Here is a 21,057-nt window from a genome sequence, read left to right on the forward strand (position 1 = left end):
CTGACCGACAGTCGGTTGAATCCGCCTACAACATCCAATGAACTTCTCGACACCCGCCTCGCTAGAGCTGCTCGACCCAGGCCTCGGCCTCGAGCGTGCAACTCTGCATCCGCCGCTCCACCTCCTGGCGGCAGGCCTCGATGGTTTCACGATCGGCGTCGGCCGGCACGTGGACCGCCTCGGGGACGACGCAGGCGGCCGGTTGGAACGGCCGGGGGACGGCGAACCGATCCCAACTCTTCGCCCGCCAAGGGTCGCGGAACGCCATGCCGACCCCGACGATCGGCAGCCCGGTCCGGCTCGCGAGGTAGGCTAGACCCTGGTGGACGTGCCGGCGCGGTCCTTTGGGACCGTCGGGGGTCACGCAGAGGTGGCCGCGATCGACCCGGCTGGTCATCTCGCGGAGCGCCCGCGCTCCACCGCGAGTGGTCGAGCCCCGGACGACGCCGAATCCGAGCCGCTTGACCACCTGCGTGATCAACTCACCGTCGCGGTGGTCGCTGATCAGGATCTGCATCTCGGGCCAGGCCCAGAAGTAGGCGGGGAAGAGCATCACCTCGTGGAAGAATGCATAAATGTAGCGTTGGCCGGTTCGTCGCGCAAATTCGGGGTTGAGCGTCGGGTCCGCATACCGGAAGTGGAACGGGCAGGTCCCCACCAGCCGGCGGACCGTCCATGCGCCCGTGACGCCGACCGCACGGACCAAGAGCGGATGCTGAATTTTCATCGGCCCTCCCTGGCCAGACTGATCCCCCGGAATGAGAGGGTGGCACCTCAACGGCCCGTTACCTTAGTCGGCTCGGCGATTTGCCGCCAGCGAGAAAGTTCGAGTCGTTGGCCTCAACCTCAGTCTTAGTCTCCGCTCAGGGAGGGCTCCCCGCCGCCAGGCCCGCGAAGGGGGCGGTGTTGGTTTCGGTCCGACAGGAGAACTCCCCGACGGGCGTGACCACCGCGTGCGTTTCCAGGGGATGATAGGTGGTGGCCATCCCTGGATCGCGGGCGTGTCGCAACCCCAACAGGGCAAGCGCGTCCTTCACCGCGCGGTAGGCGAACCAATAGCCGATCAGATTTGGTCCGGGCAAGGGGGCGAGAATCAGAGTGATGGGAGAGATGAGAATGTTGAACCCCAACCAGGGAAGATGGCGACGACGACAACGGGCCATGTAGTCGACCCAGTGGGCCTGCGCCTCCTCGCCTGACATTGTGGCCGGGTGGTACATCTCAATCGCCGAGGCCGTGCGCAGGCGGGCAAGCATCGACTCATCGTCGGGCATCCGACTCTGGAGCTTCTCCCAGAAAGCACGAACCCGCCCCGCCGGTCCGCGGTCCGCCTGCGACCATGCCGTTTTGAGGCTCTGGGCCTTGCGTTCGATCCAGCCGCGCAACCCATGATGGGGGGGATGCTCCTCCCGCGCGGCCGACTTCTCGGCGTGGAAGACCGCTTTCCCCTTCGTAGTCAGGTGGAGTTGGATCTTCAAATCGACACCCCCTCGTCCCTGCTTCGGGCCGGTTCCGCGAAGCCCTGCCCCGCAAGACTCGAACAGCCCTATTACGAAGGCTGCACGGAGCCGGTTCGTCGAATTCAAAACCATCCGACCCGAGCCGTACCGGGACTACTCTTGCGAATCAGATGCCCAACTCGCCTTGGATTGGGGCCACTTGTCCACCATGGAGAATCAGTCGTGTCCGTCCTCGAGCCCATGGCGAATCCGTCACGCTCCTGTTTGGATTAGCGGATCGTCACGAAATCATTATGGTTGAAGAGCACATGCACAAGGCTTTCTCGGGCCCGCTGCGCGGGGTCGGCGGCGGGCTTCACGGTGGTGGCCGGTCCGGAGGTGAATGGGTGGAGGCCCGCCTTGTCGGCAAGCCGACCGGCCTGTTCGGTCAGGTAGGTCTCGCAGGCGGTCCGCTCCTCGGGGGCGGGGGCGCGGCCGAGCACTCGTTGGAAGGCGGTCGTCACGAACGCGGGGTTATCCGCGCGGGCCGGGTCGGACTGGAGCTCGCGGGAGATCGCCGCCGCCAGGAGCCTTGACTGTTCGAATGCGATCGGGCTATTCGCCAGCGCCAATGCCTGCTGCGGGACGACGCTCTCGGAGCGGCGGTAACAGGACGTTGCGTTGGCAGAGTCGAACAGCTTCAGGAATGTCACGCGCTTCTCCTTGGCGTGCCGGAAGTAGAGACTCCGACGTTTTGATGCGAGACCGGCGTTCGGGTCGAGGTCGGGCCCGCCCAGGTTTTCCTCGAGGTTGCCCGCCGCGTGCAGCAAGTTATCGCGAACCGCCTCGGCTTCCATCCGCCGCGGGTTCATCCGCCAGAGCGATCGGTTCTCCGGGTCGTGTGCCAAGTTCGGGTCGTTCGACCCCGTGGCTGTCGACTGTCGGCGATAGGCCTCGCTCGTGACGATCAGGCGGTGGATCTGCTTCATGCTCCAGCCGTTGTCCATGAACGCATTCGCCAACCAGTCGAGGAGTGCGGGGTTCGAGGGGCGTTTGCCGTTGAGGCCGAAGTCGAATACGGTCGCGACCAGCGGGGTGCCGAAGTGTCGCAACCAGATGTGGTTGACGGCGACCCGGGCCGTGAGCGGATTCTCCTTCGAAGTCATCCAGTTCGCCAGAGCGAGCCGACGTCCCGTGCTCGTCGAGGGATAGACCGTGCCGAGGCTCACGTAGGTGGCGCTGCCGTTGTCGAGTGCGCCGCGTGCGGTGTCGAACGCTTTTTGAGCCTCATCCCGTTTCTTGAGGGCCGCGGCGACCGCGGCCTGCTTGGCGGGAAGGTCGACCGACTTGAGCGACCGTTCCGGCCCCTTCTCCTTGGGGGTCTTGCCGGGTCGGAACGCAGCAGCGATCGGCGAGGCCAGATTGGCGTCGTTGAGTGCTTGCTCGGCGGCGAACCGGTCCACTTCGGCCTTGGCGACGGCGGCCGTTCGCTCGGCCCGCCCTGCCTCCAGGGCCAGACCGGGGGCGTCGGCGACGGGCGGGGTGGCGTACTTGGCGCGATCGGCGGCGATTTTCGCTTCGATGGCCGCGAGGTTGGCACGCGCCAGGGTCAGCGACCGCGACGCCAGTGCGGCGGCCCCCTCGGCTTTGCGGGTCGCCGTATGAGCCGACTTCGGATCAGGAGCAATCACCTCGAGCACGGCCGCATCGACGAGGGTCCGAACCGCCTTGGCCAGGGCGGTTCCTTGGGTGGCGACCTCGGCCCTGGCTTGGGTCAGCGTCTCTTCCTGGACGAACGCACGCGCACCGGGATAGTAGGCCTGCGAGGGCAACGCGACAGCCTGGACCGGGAACTTGCCCTGGCTGAGGACCCGCGGGAGGCCGGGATCGAGCGGCTTCTCCTTCACCGGCCGCTTCTCATCGCCCCGCTCGAAGAGGAAAGTCGGCGACTTCGGGTCCTTGTCGTAGACGCGAACCAGGCCGTCCTTGAGCGGGTCGGGCTGGCCGGCGACCCGATCGGTGCGGACTTCGTGAGGTTCGAAGAAGGCGCGGAACTTGTAGTAGTCTTCGTGCGCGATCGGGTCGTACTTGTGGTCATGGCACCGGGCGCAGTTGATCGTGAGGCCCAGGAACGCTTTTGAGGTGTGCTCGACGATGTTGTCGAGCCAGACGTTCCGGTTGAACTTGTACCAGTTCCGAACGAGGTAACCGGTCGCGCGCAGGGCCTCGGGATCGTCGGGCGCGGCCTCATCGGCGGCGATCATCTCGACGACCATCCGGTCGTATCCCTTGTCCTTGTTGAGTGATTCGACGATCCAGTCGCGCCAGCGCCAGATGTGGGGTTGGCTTTCACGGACCTCCTGGTTGTAGCCGTCCCAGTCGCTGTAGCGCCAAACGTCCATCCAGTGCCGTCCCCAGCGCTCGCCGTAACGGGGGCTCGCCAGCAGGCGATCCACGACCTTCTCGTAAGCGTCGGCCGAGGAATCCTCAAGGAAGGTGTGGAGCTCGGTCGGGGTCGGGGCCAGGCCGGTCAGGTCGAGCGCGATTCGACGGATCAAGGTTTCCTTGTCGGCGAGCGGTCCGGGGACGATCCCCTGCCCCTTCTGCTGGGCGGCGAGGAAGGCGTCGATCGGGTTGCTCTTGAGGGGGACGCCCGCTATCGAAGGGACGTCGGATCGAGCCGGCCGCTGAAACGCCCAGTGTCGGCGCGGGTCTTCCGGCTCGGCCTCGCCCGCGGGAGACTCGGCTCCCTGGTCGATCCAGGCCTTCAAGGTGGCGATCTCTTGGGCCGAGAGGGGCTCGCCTTCAGGAGGCATTTGCAAGCCGTCCGCCCCGGTGACGACCTCGATCAGGAGACTCTCGGCACTCATGCCGGGGACGACCGTCGGCCCGCCGTCTCCCCCTTTTTTGATCCGCGCCGCGGTATCGAGCCTCAGACCGGCCTTCGCCTTGAGCACCCCGTGGCAGGCCACGCACCGTTTGGTGAACAGGGGCTTGATCTCACGCGCGTAATCGACCGTTTCGGCCGCCGAGAGGATCCCAGGCAGCGCGAGGAGGCCGAGCCAGGTCACGAGCGTCGTCTTCATGGCGATTCACCGCGGTTCGAGGAAGGAGGCCCGCGAGGGTGCAGAGAGCGTGAGTTCGCGGACTCGAGACCCAGAGGATGGGCGAGCCCGCGCGGGATTGTTCACCGGGAACGGTCCGATCCTAACCCAAGACCTACGGCGCTACAAGAAAATGTGTCGACACCCGGAATTGAACGGTGAACGTCTGATAAGGTAGGGTCGATTTTGTTCAAGGAGGAAATCGGCGATCGACGAGGAAAACTCGATCTCGGAAACGAAGTCCGTTCCTGCGGCCTAGGAAACTCGGACGATTGCGGTTAATGGAGTGCGAAACGATCGGAATCGTTCCTAGACAACTGAAGAAGACGCGTCGGGATTCACACGGCTAGGTTTTGATAGCCTTCGGAGCGGTTCCACCTTCCGCCTGCATTTCTCCGGCAGATCATTGTAGCGAGAGTCGGGAATCTGGTTCACGAGGTTGGGAAATGCTGACAGAAGCGCGGCAAACCCTTGAGTTCGCCGATGACGCGTCTTGTCACAGAGCATGTCCAGGACGAATGGAAGCCCGATTGAGATGTCCTCGCCCCTTCGATCCAGTTTAGGACGGATAAGTGGCCATGCACCTAGCGAGGGCTGGTTGGGCAGTCTGGGTTGTCCGTCGAGGCTCTCTTTAACAACAATTTGCCGTCAAGTGGCGCACCCTCTCCGATTTCAGCCCCAACGGGGCGGTCCAAGGAAGCCCGGGGTAACGCCCCGTGAGATCGACATGTTCGCATTCAAAAGCCCTGTGAGGGTGACCTAATCCGAGCGGCGGTTTTGCAACGTATGGTCATGCTGGCGTAGCCCTTTAAGTCGCCCTTTTAGGGCTGCTGCTCCTGGTGGCCGAGTCCCCAGGGGCGTTGCCCTGGGCTTCCTTGGCCCGCCCCGATGGGGCTGAATTTGAACAGGAAAATTGCAAATGTGTTCACGACTTATGTTCAGTAAGCTGTGATTCGTACGCCATCCGACGGTAAACTGCTGTAGGATGCCTATTTTCGCTGAATCACTCGGGTGTCCCAGTTGGAATGACCGGCGATTTGAGGAAGCAGTCGGCAACGTTTATCGGAAAACCGAAGCAAAGTCAGTCACCACTGGCCCCGGGACCGGCGGTACTTTCTGCGATTGAATATTGTAGCAACGGATATTAGTGATATTAATGATGTGAGTAATGTGATAAGCACGCTGACCCGGGCGGCGGAGCCAGAATACTCGCTTTCCTTTCTGGCGTGCCATTCGGCTTGGGGAGTCATCCGATAGGCCGTCACGGCCCCCGTTTCGGGGCTTGTGACGACCAAAGTTCCCGGCGGCGGGGACGGAGAGGCGGGTGTTTGTGGGGCGTGCACAGCGATCTGGACCTTGTGGTATGCGGCCTGTCTCCTGAGTTGCTCTCGATACGTCACCAGTGACATCACCAGCCCGATGAAAGCGACCACGATCATGAGCCATCGCACGGTGAACCGAAGCCGCATCACGGTACTCCAATAGTCGGGCACGGCACTGGACTCGGGCCACCTTCTGAAACGGCATCAAATCGGCGGCCGCTCTCAGGTCGAGGAACTCAGCCTCAGGGCGACATGGGCCAGAGCGCGACCACCAACGTTCTGAATATTAAACCCAGGGCCGTCTCAGCGCCCGCGCTCACTCATTGCTTCCGGCCGGGATCGAAGGCACGCGAACCCTTCGATTTGAGGCTACCGCACGTCTGACGGTCGGGCAAGACGACGGAAGTAAGGAGGGTTTTGTCGAAAATGCAGGCAGAGGCGGTCGAGCTGGGTACGCGGTTCGTGCTTTTTCTCATCGCTCGCGATGACGAATCCGATTTGTGACAAAGAATATGCGCTCGCGATAGGTTGAGCCGAGTCTGGATCTCGTGATAGGTTTCCAAAGGACAGGGAGCTTGTCGGGGTCGTGCTGATTTCGGCGGTTGGGAAGGAGCCCTGCCCATGACTCGGGACCACGGACGGCCAGTTCGTCGGCCAAGCACTACCTCTTCCTTGGGCTCTCGTGCGCGGCGGAGGTCCGCAACGCCGGTTGTCGAGGCGCTTGAAACGCGGCAGCTCCTCTCTCTCTATACCGGGCCGTCGTCGACCCGGCCGATCGCTTCCAACGGCTCGCTGTTCACGATCAGCGTGACCGGCGGGGGCTACCAGACGGTCAAGCGGCTCAAGGGGGGCCAGTTTGCGATCAACCTGTTCGCCACGAATCCCAACAGCGCTCTGACGATCACGGCCCAGCCGCGTCAGGCGCACTTCAATACGAGTCAGATCAAGATTGGCAAGATCGACGTCAAGACCGGCCTGCTCGGATCGATCGACGCGGGCGCTGCGAATCTGCTCGGTCCGATGAGTGCGCTCCAGGGTTCGGTCTCGTCGATTCAACTCGGCAGCATCGGTCGCAACGCAACTGTGGATGTGAGTGGAGACCTGGGGAAACTGAACGCCGCGAGCGTGGAGCTGGGGCCGACGGGACGGATCCACGTCGGCGGCAACCTGACCGGGTCGGTGGGCGGTTCCATCAATCTGGACGGTGGGCGCTTCGTCGTCGATAACGACGCGACGGGCACGTTCAATCCGGCGAGCCTCATCGTGCAGCACGGGGGCGTCTTCGCGGTCGGTCACGACCTGAGCGGCGGGTTCAACGTCGGCGGTGACATCCAGGCAAACACCAACGGCCTGATCAATATTGGCCATGACCTGGGTGGGTTGACCTTGGGGCGAGGCCTGAGCCTCCAGGGGGGCCGGCTCATCGTCGGGAATGATATCAAGACAGCGGCAACCGTTGCCAATTCCGTCAAGACTTCCGACAACGGACTCCTCTTTGTCGGTCGCGATATCGCCGGCGGTCTGACGGTCAATGGCGATCTGACGCTCGACTCCGGGGGCAGCGTGATCGTTGGCCGAGACCTGGACTCGCTGACCGTGGGAGGCGACTTCGACGTGAAGCCCACCGGCGGCCTGTTGGCCGTCAAAGGCAACCTGGTCGGCCTGACGGTCAACGGGGCGCTGAACGGCAAAGGATCGCCCACGGCGGTCGACCTCTTCGTCGGTCTTGACCTCTCCAATCTGGCGGTCCTCGGTGGCGGGGCGTCCCTGGGGGGAATCCAAGAGGCGAACCTCGACGTTGGCAAGAATCTCTCCGGCCTCAACGTGCGCCACGGCATCTTCAAGAGCTTCATCACGGCGGGGGTGTTGATCGACGGAACGGGCAGTGGCGCGTCGGGTGCGGCCGCGAACATTGGGGCCGACGGGGTCGACGCGGTCCTCAACTCGGAGCTTCGCGCGGGGGTCGAGATTCGCAACTTGACGATCGGCGGCGACGTCCGGTCTGAGTTTGCGCTCAACCCGAACGCGACCGGCTATCCCACCCGGATCATCGCCGGCGAGGATCGTCAGGGGCACTACCTGACCGGGGGCAACATCGACAATTTCCAGATCCTCGGTTCGTTGATCGATTCGGTCATCGCCGCGAGCGTCGCGCCCAGCGGTGGTAACGGCACCTTGCCCCCTTCGGGTTACGGCCCGCCGCCGATCCCCTCGACCGACCCCGGCGACGGGACCTACGACGCTCCCGCCGGGGTGATCTTCGGGGGGAGTGTGGCCGCCCCGGTTCCTTACATCAACTACACCGAGATCACCTACTTCAACGAGACCTTCAAAGAGATCGCGTACAACAGGCAACTCGACCCGGTGATTGACGACTCCATTCTTCCCGGCACGATCAACGTCAGTTTTGCGTCGAGGCCGTTGACCCAGGCTCAATTGAACGATCCCTCGGTCACGACGACCAATTCGGGAGGGGGCACGTCGACCACCGGGACGACGACCCTGAACTTGCCACTGCCCACCAAGTCGACGGTTCTTGGCGGGGTGGTCTCGCACACGCACGTGGGAGAGGCCGACTTTGCCGGGATCTTCGCCGCGGACACCCGTGGTGTGTTCATCGGAACGTTGCCGGACCGTTGACAGCACCCGCCGCCGTTCCGCCTGGGCCGGTGCGGTGGTTGTTACGGGTTCCCCCGCCCTTGCGGGTCTGGGCGATCTTGGCTAAGGTCAAACGATGGATCGGGAGTCGGTCGAGACAACGCTCTCGTGGTCCGATCGATTGGGGTCATTCCGCATAAAGGTCGGGAATTACGTGCCTACAATGGCCAATGGCAAGGCTCGGCAGCAGGTTGAGTTGCCAGCAGAAGTCACGCCGGTCGGTCCCGGCTCCGTGGCGGTCCGGACCGCATTGACGCGGGGCGTCGAGCGGATGCTCCAGAGCGATCCCGCGGCCAGGCAGGGAGTTGCCGAGGGGGTCCACGGAATGCGGACCTCGACGCGCCGCCTCCGCAGTGCGCTCCGCACCTTCGGCACGCTCGTGAAGGCCGAATGGTCGTTGCCGCTCGAGCAAGAGCTCAAGTGGCTGGCGGAAGTGCTGGGAGCGGTGCGCGATCTCGACGTGCTCCGCGACCGTTTGCTCCGCGCCTCGGGGGACGCCCCCGAGGCGCTCGCCCCGCTTTTTCGGACGCTGGCGGTGGAGCACGAGCGGGCTTCCGGGCGGCTCAAGGCGGTCCTTCAGGGGGATCGCTATCGTGCCCTGATCGACCTGCTGGAGCAGTCCGTCATCGTCACTCCGGTTCGGCGGGACGCCGAGAAGCTGCGACGCTCCGAACTCCCGTCCCTGGTCGGGGAAGCCTGGAAATCCGTCAAGAAGCGGGGACGAGCGCTCCGCCCCACCGACCCCGACAAAGATTTTCACGAGGTCCGCAAACGCGCCAAACGCGCCCGGTACGCGGCCGAGGATGTTGCCGATGCGCTCGGCAAGAATCGTGCGCAGGAGGCGAGGCGGTTCGCCGAGCTCGCGACCAAGGTGCAAGACATCCTGGGGGAACACCAGGATGCCATCGTCGCCGCCCAAGAAATCTCGCGAATCGTTGCCCTTCATCCCTACGACATTCCGTTCACCCTGGCGGCTCACCGGCTGTTCAAGCGGCAGATGCGTCTGGCCGATCGTTCACGAGAACGGTTCTTCAAAGTCTGGAACCAACTCGATCGCAAGAAAAATTGCCGTTGGCTCAACCCCTGACCGGAAACTTGCCTACTCAAGCGCGAGTTGGATCCTCATTTCGACTTTTTTCCAGAATCCGCCTTCCGCGTGGTTGGGATTGGTCTAGACTTGATTGTGGGCGAAATCGAGCCCAACTTCCTTCGCGGCGAGTGGCTCTCGGAGCGAGGGAAGTCGGCGGCAGGGGTTGAAGAATCGCCGGGATGCTGTTATGATTGAGCGTCGTACGAATCACAACCTGTCCAATCCGAACGGTGGCGAGGACCGCCGCAGCGCGTCGCGCTACGATACGGGGCCGACGTATGTCGTTCTGAGTTGGACGGAGGGGGAGACGTTGCTGAGCGTCGTCGCCACGCTCCGTGACATCAGTCTGAGTGGAGGCTCCGCCCTGGCCAAGAACGCTCCCTGCGTCGGGACCATGGCCTGGTTTCGGCTCCAAGGCGATGACACTTCCCCGTGGGTCGCGGCGACCATCGTGGCGGTCTCCAAGACGGGGCTGCTCGGCCGTGGGCCGCGACTGATCCGCTGGAAGTTCCCGGAAGCCTGCCCTTATCTGATCTTCAAAGCGGCGATCAACGGCTTCAGCGCGAGCCAGGACGTCGACGACGTCACGATGCCGGGATACACCCGGCGCGACTGGCGAGGCTGATCGCCGCGAAACTCGGACCTCGAGCCCCAAGGCCAACGGATTCCCGCACCGGTCCTGCCGACCGCAATCCAGAAGGGCACGCGGGCAACGCGGAGCGAGGCGTTCGGGATTAGCGTGACGAACCTTCTGAGGCGTCCAGGAGCCTGCGTTCCAGCCGCCAGGTGTGCTCGTCGAGGATATTGCCGCGTTCGGAGGGATCGGCCTCGGGGCCGAGTGTGATGCCCGTCAACCCTTGCGCTCGGCTTCGGATCCGCTCGACGTCGTCGACCCAGGGGCGAGGTGTCTCCCAGCGCCGGACCGATCGATCGTAACTGCCGGTAAGGAACGAACGGCCGGAAGGGTGGAAGCTCACCGCGGAGACCTTGCCTTGGTGCTCCAAGGGGGGCCCGATCGTTCGGCCGGTGGGGAGGCTCCAGAGGCGGGCGGTCTGATCATTGCACCCGGTCAGGAGCGTGCTCCCGTCCGGGCTGAACGCAACCGAGATGACGCTCGCGCCGTGGGGCAACGGCGGGCCGACGGGTCGACCGGTCCTGACCTCCCAGACCCGGGCGGTGTCGTCCTCGCTTCCGGTGGCGACGAGCCGGCCGTCGCGGCTGAACGCAAGGCAGTAGATGAAGCCTTGGTGCCCTTGGAGCACCTGCTGGATCTGGCCGGTGGCAACGCCGTCGGCCACCTGCCAGAGTCGCGCGGAGCTTCCGTCGGCCGTGATGATCGTTTTGCCGTTGGGTGAGAATCCGAGGGCCATGATCTCCGACTCGAGGGGGATCGAGGGCCCCAGGAGTCGTCCGGCGTACGGGTCCCAGAGGTGGGCGGTCGTCTCTTCGCCGGCGGCCAGGAATGCCTTGCAGTCGGGCCGGAACGCCACCGTGACGACCGCGCCCGAGAGTTTGAGGGGGTGGCCGATCGGCCGGAAGTCGGTAGCGCTCCAGAGTCGCGCGGTCCCATCCGAGCTCCCGGTCAGGAGGGTCGCCCCGTCGGGACTGTACGCGACCACGCGGATGTCTGTCTTGTGGGTCTTGGACAGGCCGATGGGCTCGAGGGTGACGGCATCGCAGACGCGGGTTGCTCGGCCGGAATCGGCGGTCACGAAGGTTCGGCCGTTGGGGGAATAGGCAAGTGCCAGGAGACGCTCGGCTCCCGTCCGCTTGGCCAGGAGCGGTCGCGTGGTCGGTCCGTCCCAGGTTCGGGCGACCGCGTCACCGCTCCCGGTGGTGAGAGCACGGCCGTCGGGGGTGAACGCGACCGCTGTGACCGCGCCCAGATGCTCCATCGGCAGCCCGAGGGGCTGGCCGGTGTCGGCTTCCCAGAACCGGGCGGTGCCGTCGTCACCGCCGCTCGCTAAAACCTGGCCGTCGGGGCTGAACGCCAGTCCGTAGACCTCCGACCGATGCGCCACCTGGGTCCGGATCCGCAACTGGGTGGCGGTGTCCCAGAACTGGATGTTGCCGTCTTCGTCTCCCGTGGCCAGGACTTTGCCGTCGGGGCTAAACGCCAGGCAGTTGACCGCCGAGTTGTGTGCCAGAGGAGCGCCGAGCGGCGCTCGCGTGTCGGTCTTCCAGAGTCGCGCCGTCCCATCCTCGCAACCGGTGGCGACCAACGAGCCGTCAGGGCTGAAGATCGCCGGATGGACCGGGGCCGGCTGGTCCGCCAGGGTGGGGCGCAGCGGGCGCTGGGTCGCGGCGTCCCAGAAGCCGACCGAGCGTCCGGTGACGGTGAGAAAGGTCCGGCCGTCGGGGGCGAATGCCACCGTTTCCACCGAACCATCGTGGACGAGGGAGGGGCCGAGAGGCCGGCAGGTCGCGGCGTCCCAGAGCCGCGCGGTCCGATCGGAGCTGGCGGTCAGAATGACCTTGCCGTCGGGGCTGAAGACGGCGTTGTTGACGTAGCTCCCATGTTTCAGAGACGCTCCGACCGGTTCGCCCGTCTCGGCGTTCCAGAGGCGGGCCTCCCCCTGAAGCTTGCCTGCGGTCATGACGCTGCTGCCGGTCAGGAGGGTCCGGCCGTCGGGCGAGAGGGCCACGGACCAGACGGCGTCGGGATGGACGAACATCTGGCGGAGCGGGATCATCGGCGCGTGCCAGGCGTCGAGGTTGCTCAGGATCGTTCGCCTCAGGTCGGAGGCGCCGGCCGGGGTAATCGCCAGGGCGTGCGCCAGTCGGAGCATGCCGAGGCCGGTCGTCCCTTGCTCGCAGAGGTTGATCCCCTTGTCGAGATCGAGGCTGGCGGCGAGGTCCTCGGATGCGATCCGAACGGCCTGCTCGCGGACCCAGGCCCGATGGACGACCCCGGTGGCGATCGACATCACGACCAGGAGGCCGGCCAGTACGGCCGCGGCGGCGCGGACCCAGGCCCGGTGCCGGCGCGACCAACGCGCCAACCCCGCCAGCCGCGACTCGGGCTGAGCCAGGACGGGCTCGTCGGCGATCCAGCGCTCGATGTCCTCGGCAATCGACCGGGCCGAGCCGTAGCGATCCTTCGGATGTAGCGCCATCGCCTTCAGGCAGATGGCCTCGAGTGCCGACGGGATCGGCCCCAACGCCGCCGCCGAGGGCGCCCGGAAGTCCCCCCGCTGGACCTTCGCGAGCAGGATTCCCGCGGGAGCGTGATCAAACGGGGCCAGTCCCGTCAGGAGATAGTAGAGCGTGGCCCCGAGGTTGTAGATGTCGCTGGTCGGGCCCAGGTCCTCAATGCGTCCGGCCGCCTGCTCGGGACTCATGAAGGCGGGGGTCCCGACCGTCGCGCCCGGCAGCGTCTGGTCGCTGGCCGAACCGGTGACCAGGAGGGCGGCCGTCTCTCCCGCGACCGGCGGTTCCGCCGTGTCCTGACCCATGAACTTGGCCAGGCCCCAGTCGACGACCAGTGTTTCGCCGTGCAACCCGAGCATGACGTTGCTCGGCTTCAGGTCGCGATGGAGGATTCCCCGGCTGTGCGCATAGTCGATCGCGTTGCAGACGTCATTGAACCGGCGCAGCAAGGCGAGCAGGGCGACCGATCGTGCACCGGCCGCGTGAATCGGTTCGCCGGACAAGTGAAATCGGTCGATCGCCGCGGCCAGGGTCTCCCCTTCGATGAATCGCATCGCATAGTAGGGGCGGCCATCGGCCGATTGGCCCAAGCCATAAATCGGGACGATTCCCGGGTGCTCGAGATTGCCGGTGATCTCCGCCTCACGAATGAACCGAGCCCGGTTCGCCGGGTCATCGGCGAGCCGCTCTTGAATCGCCTTGAGAGCGACCTCGCGGCCCAACTCCTTGTCGCGGGCCACGAAGACTTCGCCCAGCCCTCCCCGGGCATGCGCTCGAATCAGGACGTACCGACCTCTGGCTTGTAACGAGGAGTCGATCGGCTCCTTGGACCGGTCGGTGGGGACGTCGGTCTGTTGACTTTGATCGACTGTCGCCAGCGGGTCATCGTCGTCGCGTTCGGTATCAGCCGAGGCCATGATCGTCAACTTTCACCGCATTCATCGCGGTTGGTTTCGGATCGAACTGAAAAAATGCGATCATTTACAATGACGCATGGGTTTCGGTCGTCGAAGCCAGGTCCGACGCAACCGGTCGGACGTGGAAGTCGATGACCAGGGGGAGGTGGTCGGAGGCCCGTTTGGCGAGCGGGGTCCGGATGACGCGGGCCTGATGAACCACGATCCCACCACGCGCGAACGCCTTGTCCAGAGAGACGACCGGGAAATAGGCGGGGAAGGAGCGGAACCGCTCGTGGGGAACGGTCAGTTGCTCGAACCCCTGAGTCGCGAAGGCCATGCGGGCGAGCGTGTTCCGCCAGTCGTTGAAGTCGCCGATAATCAGGGTCGGCAGGGTGTCGGACTCGCGGAAGCAGTGGTGCTCCAGCAGGTGCCGGACCTGCCAGTGGCGCTCGCGCTCGGCCAGGCCGAGGTGCCAGTTGATCAGGTGGAGCGGGCCTTCCGGAGTTTCGACGATGGCGAGCTGGGCGCCTCGCGGCTTCCTGCGCCGCTGGCGGAGCGAGATCTGGTGGGTCTGGCGGAACCCCCAGCGCGACAGCACGAGGTTGCCGTAGCCTCCCGCCCCGAGGTGAACGTTGAGCTGATAGAGATCGGCGGCCGATTGAATCGCGTCGGCGAGCCGTCGCGGTTGGTCGTCGTGTCGGGTCCGCCGGACGTTCAGGTCGACTTCCTGAAGGCAGATCAGGTCCGGCTCCTGCTCCGCGATGACCCGGATGATCCGGTCGATCCGGTAGCGTCGGTCGCGGCCACCGATCCCTTTGTGGATGTTATAGCTCAGCACTCGCATGAATCGCCGCGTCCTTCGCCGCTCGGATCGTTCCTTTGGAATCGAATCGAATTGAATCGAACCCGGTTCCCCTCCTCAAAAAGTGGCCGAACCTCGATCCGATCAATGCGTCCATTCCCCCGAGAAGACCTCGGTGGCCGGTCCGGTCATGAAGACCGATTGGTCTGCGCCGGACCACTCCAACTCGAGGTCACCGCCGGGCAGGTGGGCGACGATCTTGCGCTCGGTCCGTCCCGTCAGGACGCCCGCAACACAGACGGCACAGGCGCCTGTGCCGCAGGCCAGGGTGATCCCTGAACCCCGTTCCCAGGTTCGCATCCGGACCTCACCCGGCCCGACGACCTCAACGAAATGGACGTTGACCCGTTTCGGAAATGTGGCGTGATTCTCGATCAAAGGACCGACCCGTTCGACCGGGAACCGCGCCACGTCGTCGACGTAGACCACCGCGTGCGGGTTGCCCATCGAGACGGCCGTCACGCCCAACGTCCGGCCGTCGATCGTGAGGGGAGCGTCGACCACGGGGTCGCCCGGAAGTGTGGTCGGGATCGCAGCGGCTTGAAGGATCGGGGCCTGCATATCGACCCGGACCCGCCGCGCCTCGCCCCCTTCGACCTCGAGGTCGAGCGTCAGAACTCCGCGTCCCGTCTCGATCGTGACCCGCGGCCGGCGCGCGATCCCGTGGTCGTGGACGTACTTGGCGACGCAGCGAACGCCATTGCCGCACATTTCCCCTTCCGAACCGTCGGAGTTGAACATGCGCATCCGGGCGTCGGCTCGTTCCGACGGGAGGATCATGATCAGGCCGTCCGAGCCGATCCCGAAGTGTCGATCACTCACGGCGATCGCCAGCGCACCGAAGTCGGCGGGCGCCTTCTGGTCGAAGGTGCTCACGTAGACGTAGTCGTTGCCGAGCCCGTGCATCTTCGTAAATTTCATGGACCGGGAAGCTCCGATTCAAACCAGGTCACGTCGCCCGGCAGTGGGGCGGCCGCGTATTCGAGATGGATCACCCGCCGCCGGCCGGAGGCCTCGGCCGGGGAAGAGGCGTGCAAGATCAAAGGGCGCATCAGGAGCGCTCCACCGCGAGGAACGAGGCAAGTCTCGGGAGGGACGCGCGTCAACCAGTCCCGAGTCGCTTCGGCTCCGAGCCGGCCCGCGGCGTGCGAACCCGGGACGACCCGCAGAGGCCCGCGCTCCTCGTCGCTGTCATCCAGGTGAACGCGCACGGTCAACATTCGCTCCAGAACCGAAACCGGGGGCTGAACGTGGGGAATCCCCCCTTTGATCGTCCAGGGGCCATACCCGGCCGCGTCCGTTCGGGCCTTGACCGCAATGGTCAGGTCCTGGTGCCAGGGGACGCCCCAGTTCGCCTCCGGGGTCTTATCGAACAGGAGGCCTCGAACCACGAAGGCGCCCGGTCCGAGGACGGCCCGAGTCAACGTGGTCAAGGGGGCGGATTCGGCAAGAGCGCGGCTGGCCGGCACGACGCTGAGGACGTTCCGCATGGCGTAAACGCTGCCTCCACGCTCGAGGACCAGGCCCTGCGGTGGGATCGCATCGATCGCATCGATCAACTCCGAAATGACTCGGGGATCGATCAGGTCGGCCACGATCGCAAACCCCGCGCGTTGGAGAACGCCGGGCAACTCTGAGTGGCGGCCAACGGGCGCGGTCAATCGAGCCGAAATCTCCGGAACCACCTGTTGCGTTCCTCCTTTAAGAGAAAACGTTACCAAAGGGATGCAGCGTCGTGCAACCGGCCTGGAGTTCATTCGACGGAACCGCTTTTGCGGTAACGCTCTTGTTTCCGGAGGCCATCCGGGTCTACTCTTTTGAACAGGAGACCCGATCGCTTTTCCCTTTTGAGGTGCCCCATGCTGGGTCTGGCCGCGCCGACGCCTTACGACTTGCGCTTTCGTCTGCTCGGCATTCCCGTTCGCGTTCACCCCTTGTTCTGGCTGATCATGGCCGTTCTGAGTGGGGGTGAGAACCACCTGGACAAGGTGCTCATCTTCATCGGGTGTGCCTTTCTCTCGATCTTGGTCCACGAATACGGGCATGGCCTGATGTCCCGGTTCTATGGCTACCCGCCGACCGAGATCGTCCTCTTCTGGATGGGGGGCTATTGTGCCTGCGATCTGGGACGGCAACGACCCTGGCAGCGCCTGGCCGTGCTGGCGGCGGGTCCCGGGTCGGGGTTTGCGCTCCTGGGCTTGGTCTTTCTCGTGGGCAACCTCTTTCTCGGGATCAGTTTCGCGGACGATCTGGAACTGATCCGAATCATGGTCGGTCTCAGCTCGGGCCAGAACCTGAGCGGTGCCTACTTCCAGCTCTCGCCCATCGCTCAGTCGGTCTTCTGGGTCCTGACGGCCATCAACTTGATGTGGGGTCTGCTCAACCTCCTGCCGATCCTCCCGCTCGATGGCGGTCGGATCACCGAAGTGCTCCTGACGATGTACAACCGGCGGCAGGGTATGCGGTGGGCCCACATCGTCTCGTTGCTTACGGCCGGCGCGCTCGCGATGGTCTTCTTTCAGCGGAATCAGATTGGCCCTGGCATCTGGTTTGCTTATTTTGCGTTCCAGAACTACCAGGTTCTGCAAACCCTGCACCAGTCGGCGAAGTACGGTTTGGTGGAGGACGATGCCGACTGGTGGAAACGCTGAGTCGAGGGCGTTTCATGGTCCAGGGAGTGATCGTCGCGGTTCTCGTCGTGACACTAATCGCCGCTCTCGTGGTCGGCCGGCGCGCAAGTTGGTTGGCCGGAACGGGGTCGAACGGCTTTTTGATTCGATACCGGACGAGGGACTCGATCGACGTGCGCGGTCGTGTACCCAAGGGGAAGGTGCTCGAGATCAAAGAGTTCTGCGTCCGAAACCTCGCGGCGGATCGGCCATTCACGATTCGGGGGACCTGGGGGCCGGGGAAGACCTTGTCGCTGCGTTGTACGGGGGCCTTGAGCGCCGCGGAACGCCAGCGGGCTCGGAACTTCCTGATCCAATGTCTTGACTGAACAACACTTAGACCAAAGAATATCGACCGTCGGGGTGCGCTCTTTCCTTCCTCGGGGCGTTGGTCAACAATTCAGTGCTACGGCCGCGCGGTTTGCCCTGGATTTGAGACGAGAGTTTGGTCGGATTCCCTCGCTATCCATTAAGTCGATATTTATGCGACCCAAGAAGAAAACCACTCGCACGTCGAAATCAGATCGTCCCTCAAATCCTTCCATGGCGCCCGACCCCGAATCGGTCGCGGAGGATGTCGCGGCGACGGGGCGGGCTCTGGTCTTGCCCGAACGTCCCGAAGGTGCGCCGGTGCTGCCCTCGCGGCTCCCGTTGCTGCCGCTCCGCTCCGACGTTGTTTTTCCCCAGACGGTCGTCCCGCTGGTGGTCAACCGGCCCGGTGGGATTAAGCTGATCGACGAAGTGCTCGGTGGCGACAAGATGATCGGCCTGGTCACCCAACGCCATCCCGACACCGAAGAGCCGGGGATGGATGACCTCTACCCGACGATCTGCGTCGGGACCGTCTTGAAGATGCTCAAATTTCCCGACGGCTCCACGCGGATCGTCTGCCAGGGGCTCTACCGCGCCAAGTTGACGAAGGTCGAGCAGCTCGAGCCCTATCTCATTGGTCAGATCGAGCCTTACGACGACGTGGTGGCCGAAGGGGTCGAGCTCGACGCCCTGGTCCATCATGTGAATCGGTTGTTCCAGCGGATGGTCGACCAGAGCCAGCAAGTGCCCGAAGAGCTCCAGGTCGCCGCGATGAACACCCGGGAGCCTGGCCGGCTGGCGGACCTGCTCGGTTCCAGCCTGCCGTTCTCGATTGAAGAGAAGCAGAAGCTCCTGAGCGAGATCGACGTCCGCGCCCGGCTCGAAAAACTCGGCCAGTTCCTCTCGCGGCAGCTCGCGGTGCTCGAGCTCTCGAGCAAGATCCAGGAACAAGTCGGGTCGGAGATCACCAAAGCCCAGCGCGACCATTTCCTCCGCCAGCAGATCAAGGCAATCCAGGAAGAACTGGGCGAGGGAGAAGGGGATAACCCCGAGCTCGACGAACTCTGGAAGCGGCTCAAAGCCGCCAACCCGCCCGACGACGTACTGACCGAGGCCGAGCGGGAGATCGAGCGGCTCGCCGGGATGCATCCGAGCTCGGCGGAATACTCGATCGTTCGGACCTACCTCGACTGGATGGCGATGCTCCCCTGGTCCAAGTCGAGCCGCGACCGGCTCGACCTGCGACGGGCGAAGAAGGTGCTCGACACCGATCACTACGACCTCGAGAAGGTCAAGGAACGGATCCTCGAGTACCTGGCGGTCCGCAAGCTCAAGAAGGACATGAAAGGGCCGATCCTTTGTCTCGCCGGGCCTCCGGGCACGGGAAAGACCTCGCTGGGCAAGAGCATCGCCAAGGCGCTCGGACGCGAGTTCGTCCGGATCAGCCTGGGCGGAGTCCACGACGAGGCAGAGATCCGAGGACATCGCCGGACCTACGTGGCCGCGATGCCCGGCCGGATCTTGCAAGGGATCCGCAAAGGGGGGACGAATAACCCGGTCTTCATGCTCGACGAGGTCGACAAGCTCGGGTCCGACTTCCGGGGTGATCCCTCGGCCGCCTTGCTCGAAGTGCTCGACCCCGAGCAAAACGCCTCGTTCCGCGACCATTACCTCGACGTCGATTTCGACCTGTCGAAGGTGATGTTCATCGCCACCGCCAACATGCTCGAGTCGATCCCGGCCCCCTTGCTCGACCGGATGGAGGTCCTCCAACTCCCCGGTTACAGCGAGGAAGAGAAAACCCTGATCGCTCAGAAGTACATCATCCCCAAGCAACTCGAGGCGCACGGCTTGACGGCGGGTGACGTCGTCTTCTCCGACGAGGCGGTCGGCAAGATCATCGCCGACTACACCCGCGAAGCCGGTTTGCGGAACCTCGAGCGTGAGATCGCCTCGATTTGCCGGAAGGTCGCGCGGAAACGGGCCGACGGCAAACGCGGACTGACCAAGGTGGCGCCTGCCCAGGTTCCCGAGGCGCTCGGCCCCCCCCGCTATTTCCGCGAGGTGGCCGACCGGACCGGCACGCCCGGCGTGGCCACCGGCCTGGCCTGGACCCCGACCGGAGGCGAAATCCTCTTTATCGAGGCCACCGCCATGCCCGGCAAGGGCGGGTTGACCCTGACCGGCCTGCTCGGCGAGTCGATGCGTGAGAGCGCTCAGGCGGCCATGAGCTACATGCGGAGCCACGCCAAATTGCTCGAGATCGAGGCCTCTTGGTTCACCAAGAACGACGTGCATATTCACGTGCCGGCGGGTGCGGTGCCCAAGGACGGTCCGTCGGCCGGCGTGGCGATCTCGGCGGCCTTGATGAGCCTAGTCCGCAAGAAGGCGATCCATCAGAACTTGGCGATGACCGGTGAGGTCACCCTGACCGGCCGGGTGCTGCCCGTGGGCGGGGTCCGCGAGAAGATCCTGGCCGCCCGTCGTGCGGGGATCCTCGCCGTCCTGATCCCTCGGCACAACGAAAAAGACCTCATCGAGCTCCCGGCGGAGGTCAAGGCCGACATGACCTTCCACTCCGTCGACACGCTGGATGACGTCGTTCCCAAGCTTTTCCCCAGCGAGCGCGGGTCAAAGAAAACGACCTCGTCGCCGGGAAAAAGTGCCAGTACCTCGCGAACGATCGCAACGCCCCATGACCGCAAAGCGGGCGCGGTGGACAAGCCGACCCGTCGGCCTCGGTCCGCCTGACCGGAATCGACCGGCGCGCTCGGGACCGAGCAGAGCGACGCGGAGTCGGTCCCGAACGAACGCATTGCAACACAAAAGGGATCTCGTTGCGGACGAGATCCCTTTTTTTGTGGTGGGTTTCACCAATCATCTCGGGAGGTTCCGGCCGATTTGCCGCCGGCGGTTCCCCAATGCCAAGACGCTTCCTCTTGACATTGAGGACGTTTCCTCCGATAGGATTAGGGAGGTCGTTGTTCCTTGATCACTTCTCGAAACGCTCGATGAACGAGTCAGCATTGCAGGGGGTTGAGGTGAGTTGGCAGCTTCGTCTTCATTGGTCCGGCATCCGGGTCCTGATGGTCGCGTTCGCGGTCATTGGGTCCGGGCTCGATGTCGTCCCGGTCCCGATCCTTGCGGCGGTCGGCTTTTGCACGCCGTTGTGTGAGGAACTTGACGCGACCGATTGCGAAGGCGAACGTGACGAAGCACCCGATGACCTGAATGACTTGACCTGGTCGTTGGTTCCGATCGCATCGCGGTCGGATCAGCGCTGGCTTCACCCTGAGGCTCCCGGGTTCCTCCAGGCGTCTTGGCCGGGATCAGGGGGGACAACCCACCTTCAGACCACTCCGCTCGCCACCGCGGTTCCCACCTCGATTCGACTCTGCCGCTTCATGTGCTGAGCCGGATCGACTGATCCTCCCATTCCACATCGAGGGACGTCCCCGAGCGGTCGCTCCTCGAACGTGAAGTCGCTGGACCTCGCACCGAGTCGGCTTCGCCGTTGAGCCGATGACCTTCGCGCCCCGCGAAGGTCTCGCC

The 21,057-nt window shown here is 64.5% G+C and carries 14 protein-coding genes; 7 read left to right on the forward strand and 7 right to left on the reverse strand.

What is annotated here, in order from left to right; all coding sequences use genetic code 11:
- Nucleotides 1-61 precede the first annotated feature (61 nt).
- From BUS42_RS29170 to BUS42_RS29180, 3 genes are all read right to left on the reverse strand, one after another.
- Nucleotides 62-727 (reverse strand): lysophospholipid acyltransferase family protein, encoded by a 666-nt coding sequence (locus tag BUS42_RS29170; RefSeq protein ID WP_074312919.1) that lies wholly within the window; start codon nt 725-727, stop codon nt 62-64.
- Nucleotides 728-863: 136 nt separating this feature from the next.
- A complete protein-coding gene (locus BUS42_RS29175) occupies nt 864-1,478 on the reverse strand; it encodes a hypothetical protein (RefSeq protein WP_074312921.1) in 615 nt (204 codons plus the stop codon).
- A 251-nt stretch (nt 1,479-1,729) separates the two neighbouring features.
- Nucleotides 1,730-4,525, reverse strand: a complete 2,796-nt coding sequence (locus tag BUS42_RS29180; RefSeq protein ID WP_074312923.1) for a DUF1553 domain-containing protein — start codon at nt 4,523-4,525, stop codon at nt 1,730-1,732.
- A gap of 2,012 nt (nt 4,526-6,537) precedes the next feature.
- Here BUS42_RS29180 and BUS42_RS29190 point away from each other — a divergent pair.
- The 3 genes from BUS42_RS29190 to BUS42_RS29200 all read left to right on the forward strand — a co-directional run bounded on the left by BUS42_RS29190 (nt 6,538) and on the right by BUS42_RS29200 (nt 10,238).
- Nucleotides 6,538-8,505, forward strand: a complete 1,968-nt coding sequence (locus BUS42_RS29190) for an autotransporter outer membrane beta-barrel domain-containing protein (protein ID WP_254053862.1) — start codon at nt 6,538-6,540, stop codon at nt 8,503-8,505.
- A 181-nt stretch (nt 8,506-8,686) separates the two neighbouring features.
- A complete protein-coding gene (locus BUS42_RS29195; protein ID WP_074312929.1) occupies nt 8,687-9,610 on the forward strand; it encodes a CHAD domain-containing protein in 924 nt (307 codons plus the stop codon).
- A gap of 190 nt (nt 9,611-9,800) precedes the next feature.
- Nucleotides 9,801-10,238, forward strand: a complete 438-nt coding sequence (locus BUS42_RS29200; RefSeq protein WP_074312931.1) for a hypothetical protein — start codon at nt 9,801-9,803, stop codon at nt 10,236-10,238.
- 109 nt (nt 10,239-10,347) lie between these two features.
- On the opposite strand, the gene BUS42_RS29205 is transcribed toward BUS42_RS29200, so the two are convergent.
- From BUS42_RS29205 to BUS42_RS29220, 4 genes are all read right to left on the reverse strand, one after another.
- On the reverse strand, nt 10,348-13,680 hold the full coding sequence (locus tag BUS42_RS29205; protein ID WP_074315457.1) for a serine/threonine-protein kinase: 3,333 nt from the start codon (nt 13,678-13,680) through the stop codon (nt 10,348-10,350).
- Nucleotides 13,681-13,744: 64 nt separating this feature from the next.
- A complete protein-coding gene (locus BUS42_RS29210; protein WP_074312933.1) occupies nt 13,745-14,506 on the reverse strand; it encodes an endonuclease/exonuclease/phosphatase family protein in 762 nt (253 codons plus the stop codon).
- A gap of 102 nt (nt 14,507-14,608) precedes the next feature.
- Nucleotides 14,609-15,445 carry a diaminopimelate epimerase gene (dapF, locus tag BUS42_RS29215; protein WP_074312934.1) on the reverse strand — a complete coding sequence of 279 codons (837 nt, stop codon included), beginning with the start codon at nt 15,443-15,445 and terminating at the stop codon, nt 14,609-14,611.
- Entirely contained in the window at nt 15,442-16,209 is a 768-nt protein-coding gene (locus BUS42_RS29220; protein WP_074312936.1) for a phytanoyl-CoA dioxygenase family protein, read from the reverse strand. The genes dapF and BUS42_RS29220 overlap by 4 nt, the downstream gene beginning before the upstream one ends.
- 174 nt (nt 16,210-16,383) lie before the next feature.
- Between BUS42_RS29220 and BUS42_RS29225 the strand changes: the two genes are divergently transcribed.
- From BUS42_RS29225 to BUS42_RS29240, 4 genes are all read left to right on the forward strand, one after another.
- On the forward strand, nt 16,384-17,175 hold the full coding sequence (locus BUS42_RS29225; RefSeq protein WP_074312938.1) for a site-2 protease family protein: 792 nt from the start codon (nt 16,384-16,386) through the stop codon (nt 17,173-17,175).
- A 14-nt stretch (nt 17,176-17,189) separates the two neighbouring features.
- Nucleotides 17,190-17,522, forward strand: a complete 333-nt coding sequence (locus BUS42_RS29230; protein WP_074312940.1) for a hypothetical protein — start codon at nt 17,190-17,192, stop codon at nt 17,520-17,522.
- 214 nt (nt 17,523-17,736) lie between these two features.
- The gene (gene lon / locus BUS42_RS29235) at nt 17,737-20,256 is read left to right on the forward strand and encodes an endopeptidase La (protein WP_254053863.1); all 2,520 of its coding nucleotides are present in this window, start codon (nt 17,737-17,739) and stop codon (nt 20,254-20,256) included.
- A gap of 260 nt (nt 20,257-20,516) precedes the next feature.
- On the forward strand, nt 20,517-20,918 hold the full coding sequence (locus BUS42_RS29240) for a hypothetical protein (RefSeq protein WP_254053864.1): 402 nt from the start codon (nt 20,517-20,519) through the stop codon (nt 20,916-20,918).
- Nucleotides 20,919-21,057: the final 139 nt, after the last annotated feature.

The organism is Singulisphaera sp. GP187, assembly GCF_900129635.1.
Classification (GTDB): Bacteria; Planctomycetota; Planctomycetia; order Isosphaerales; family Isosphaeraceae; genus Singulisphaera.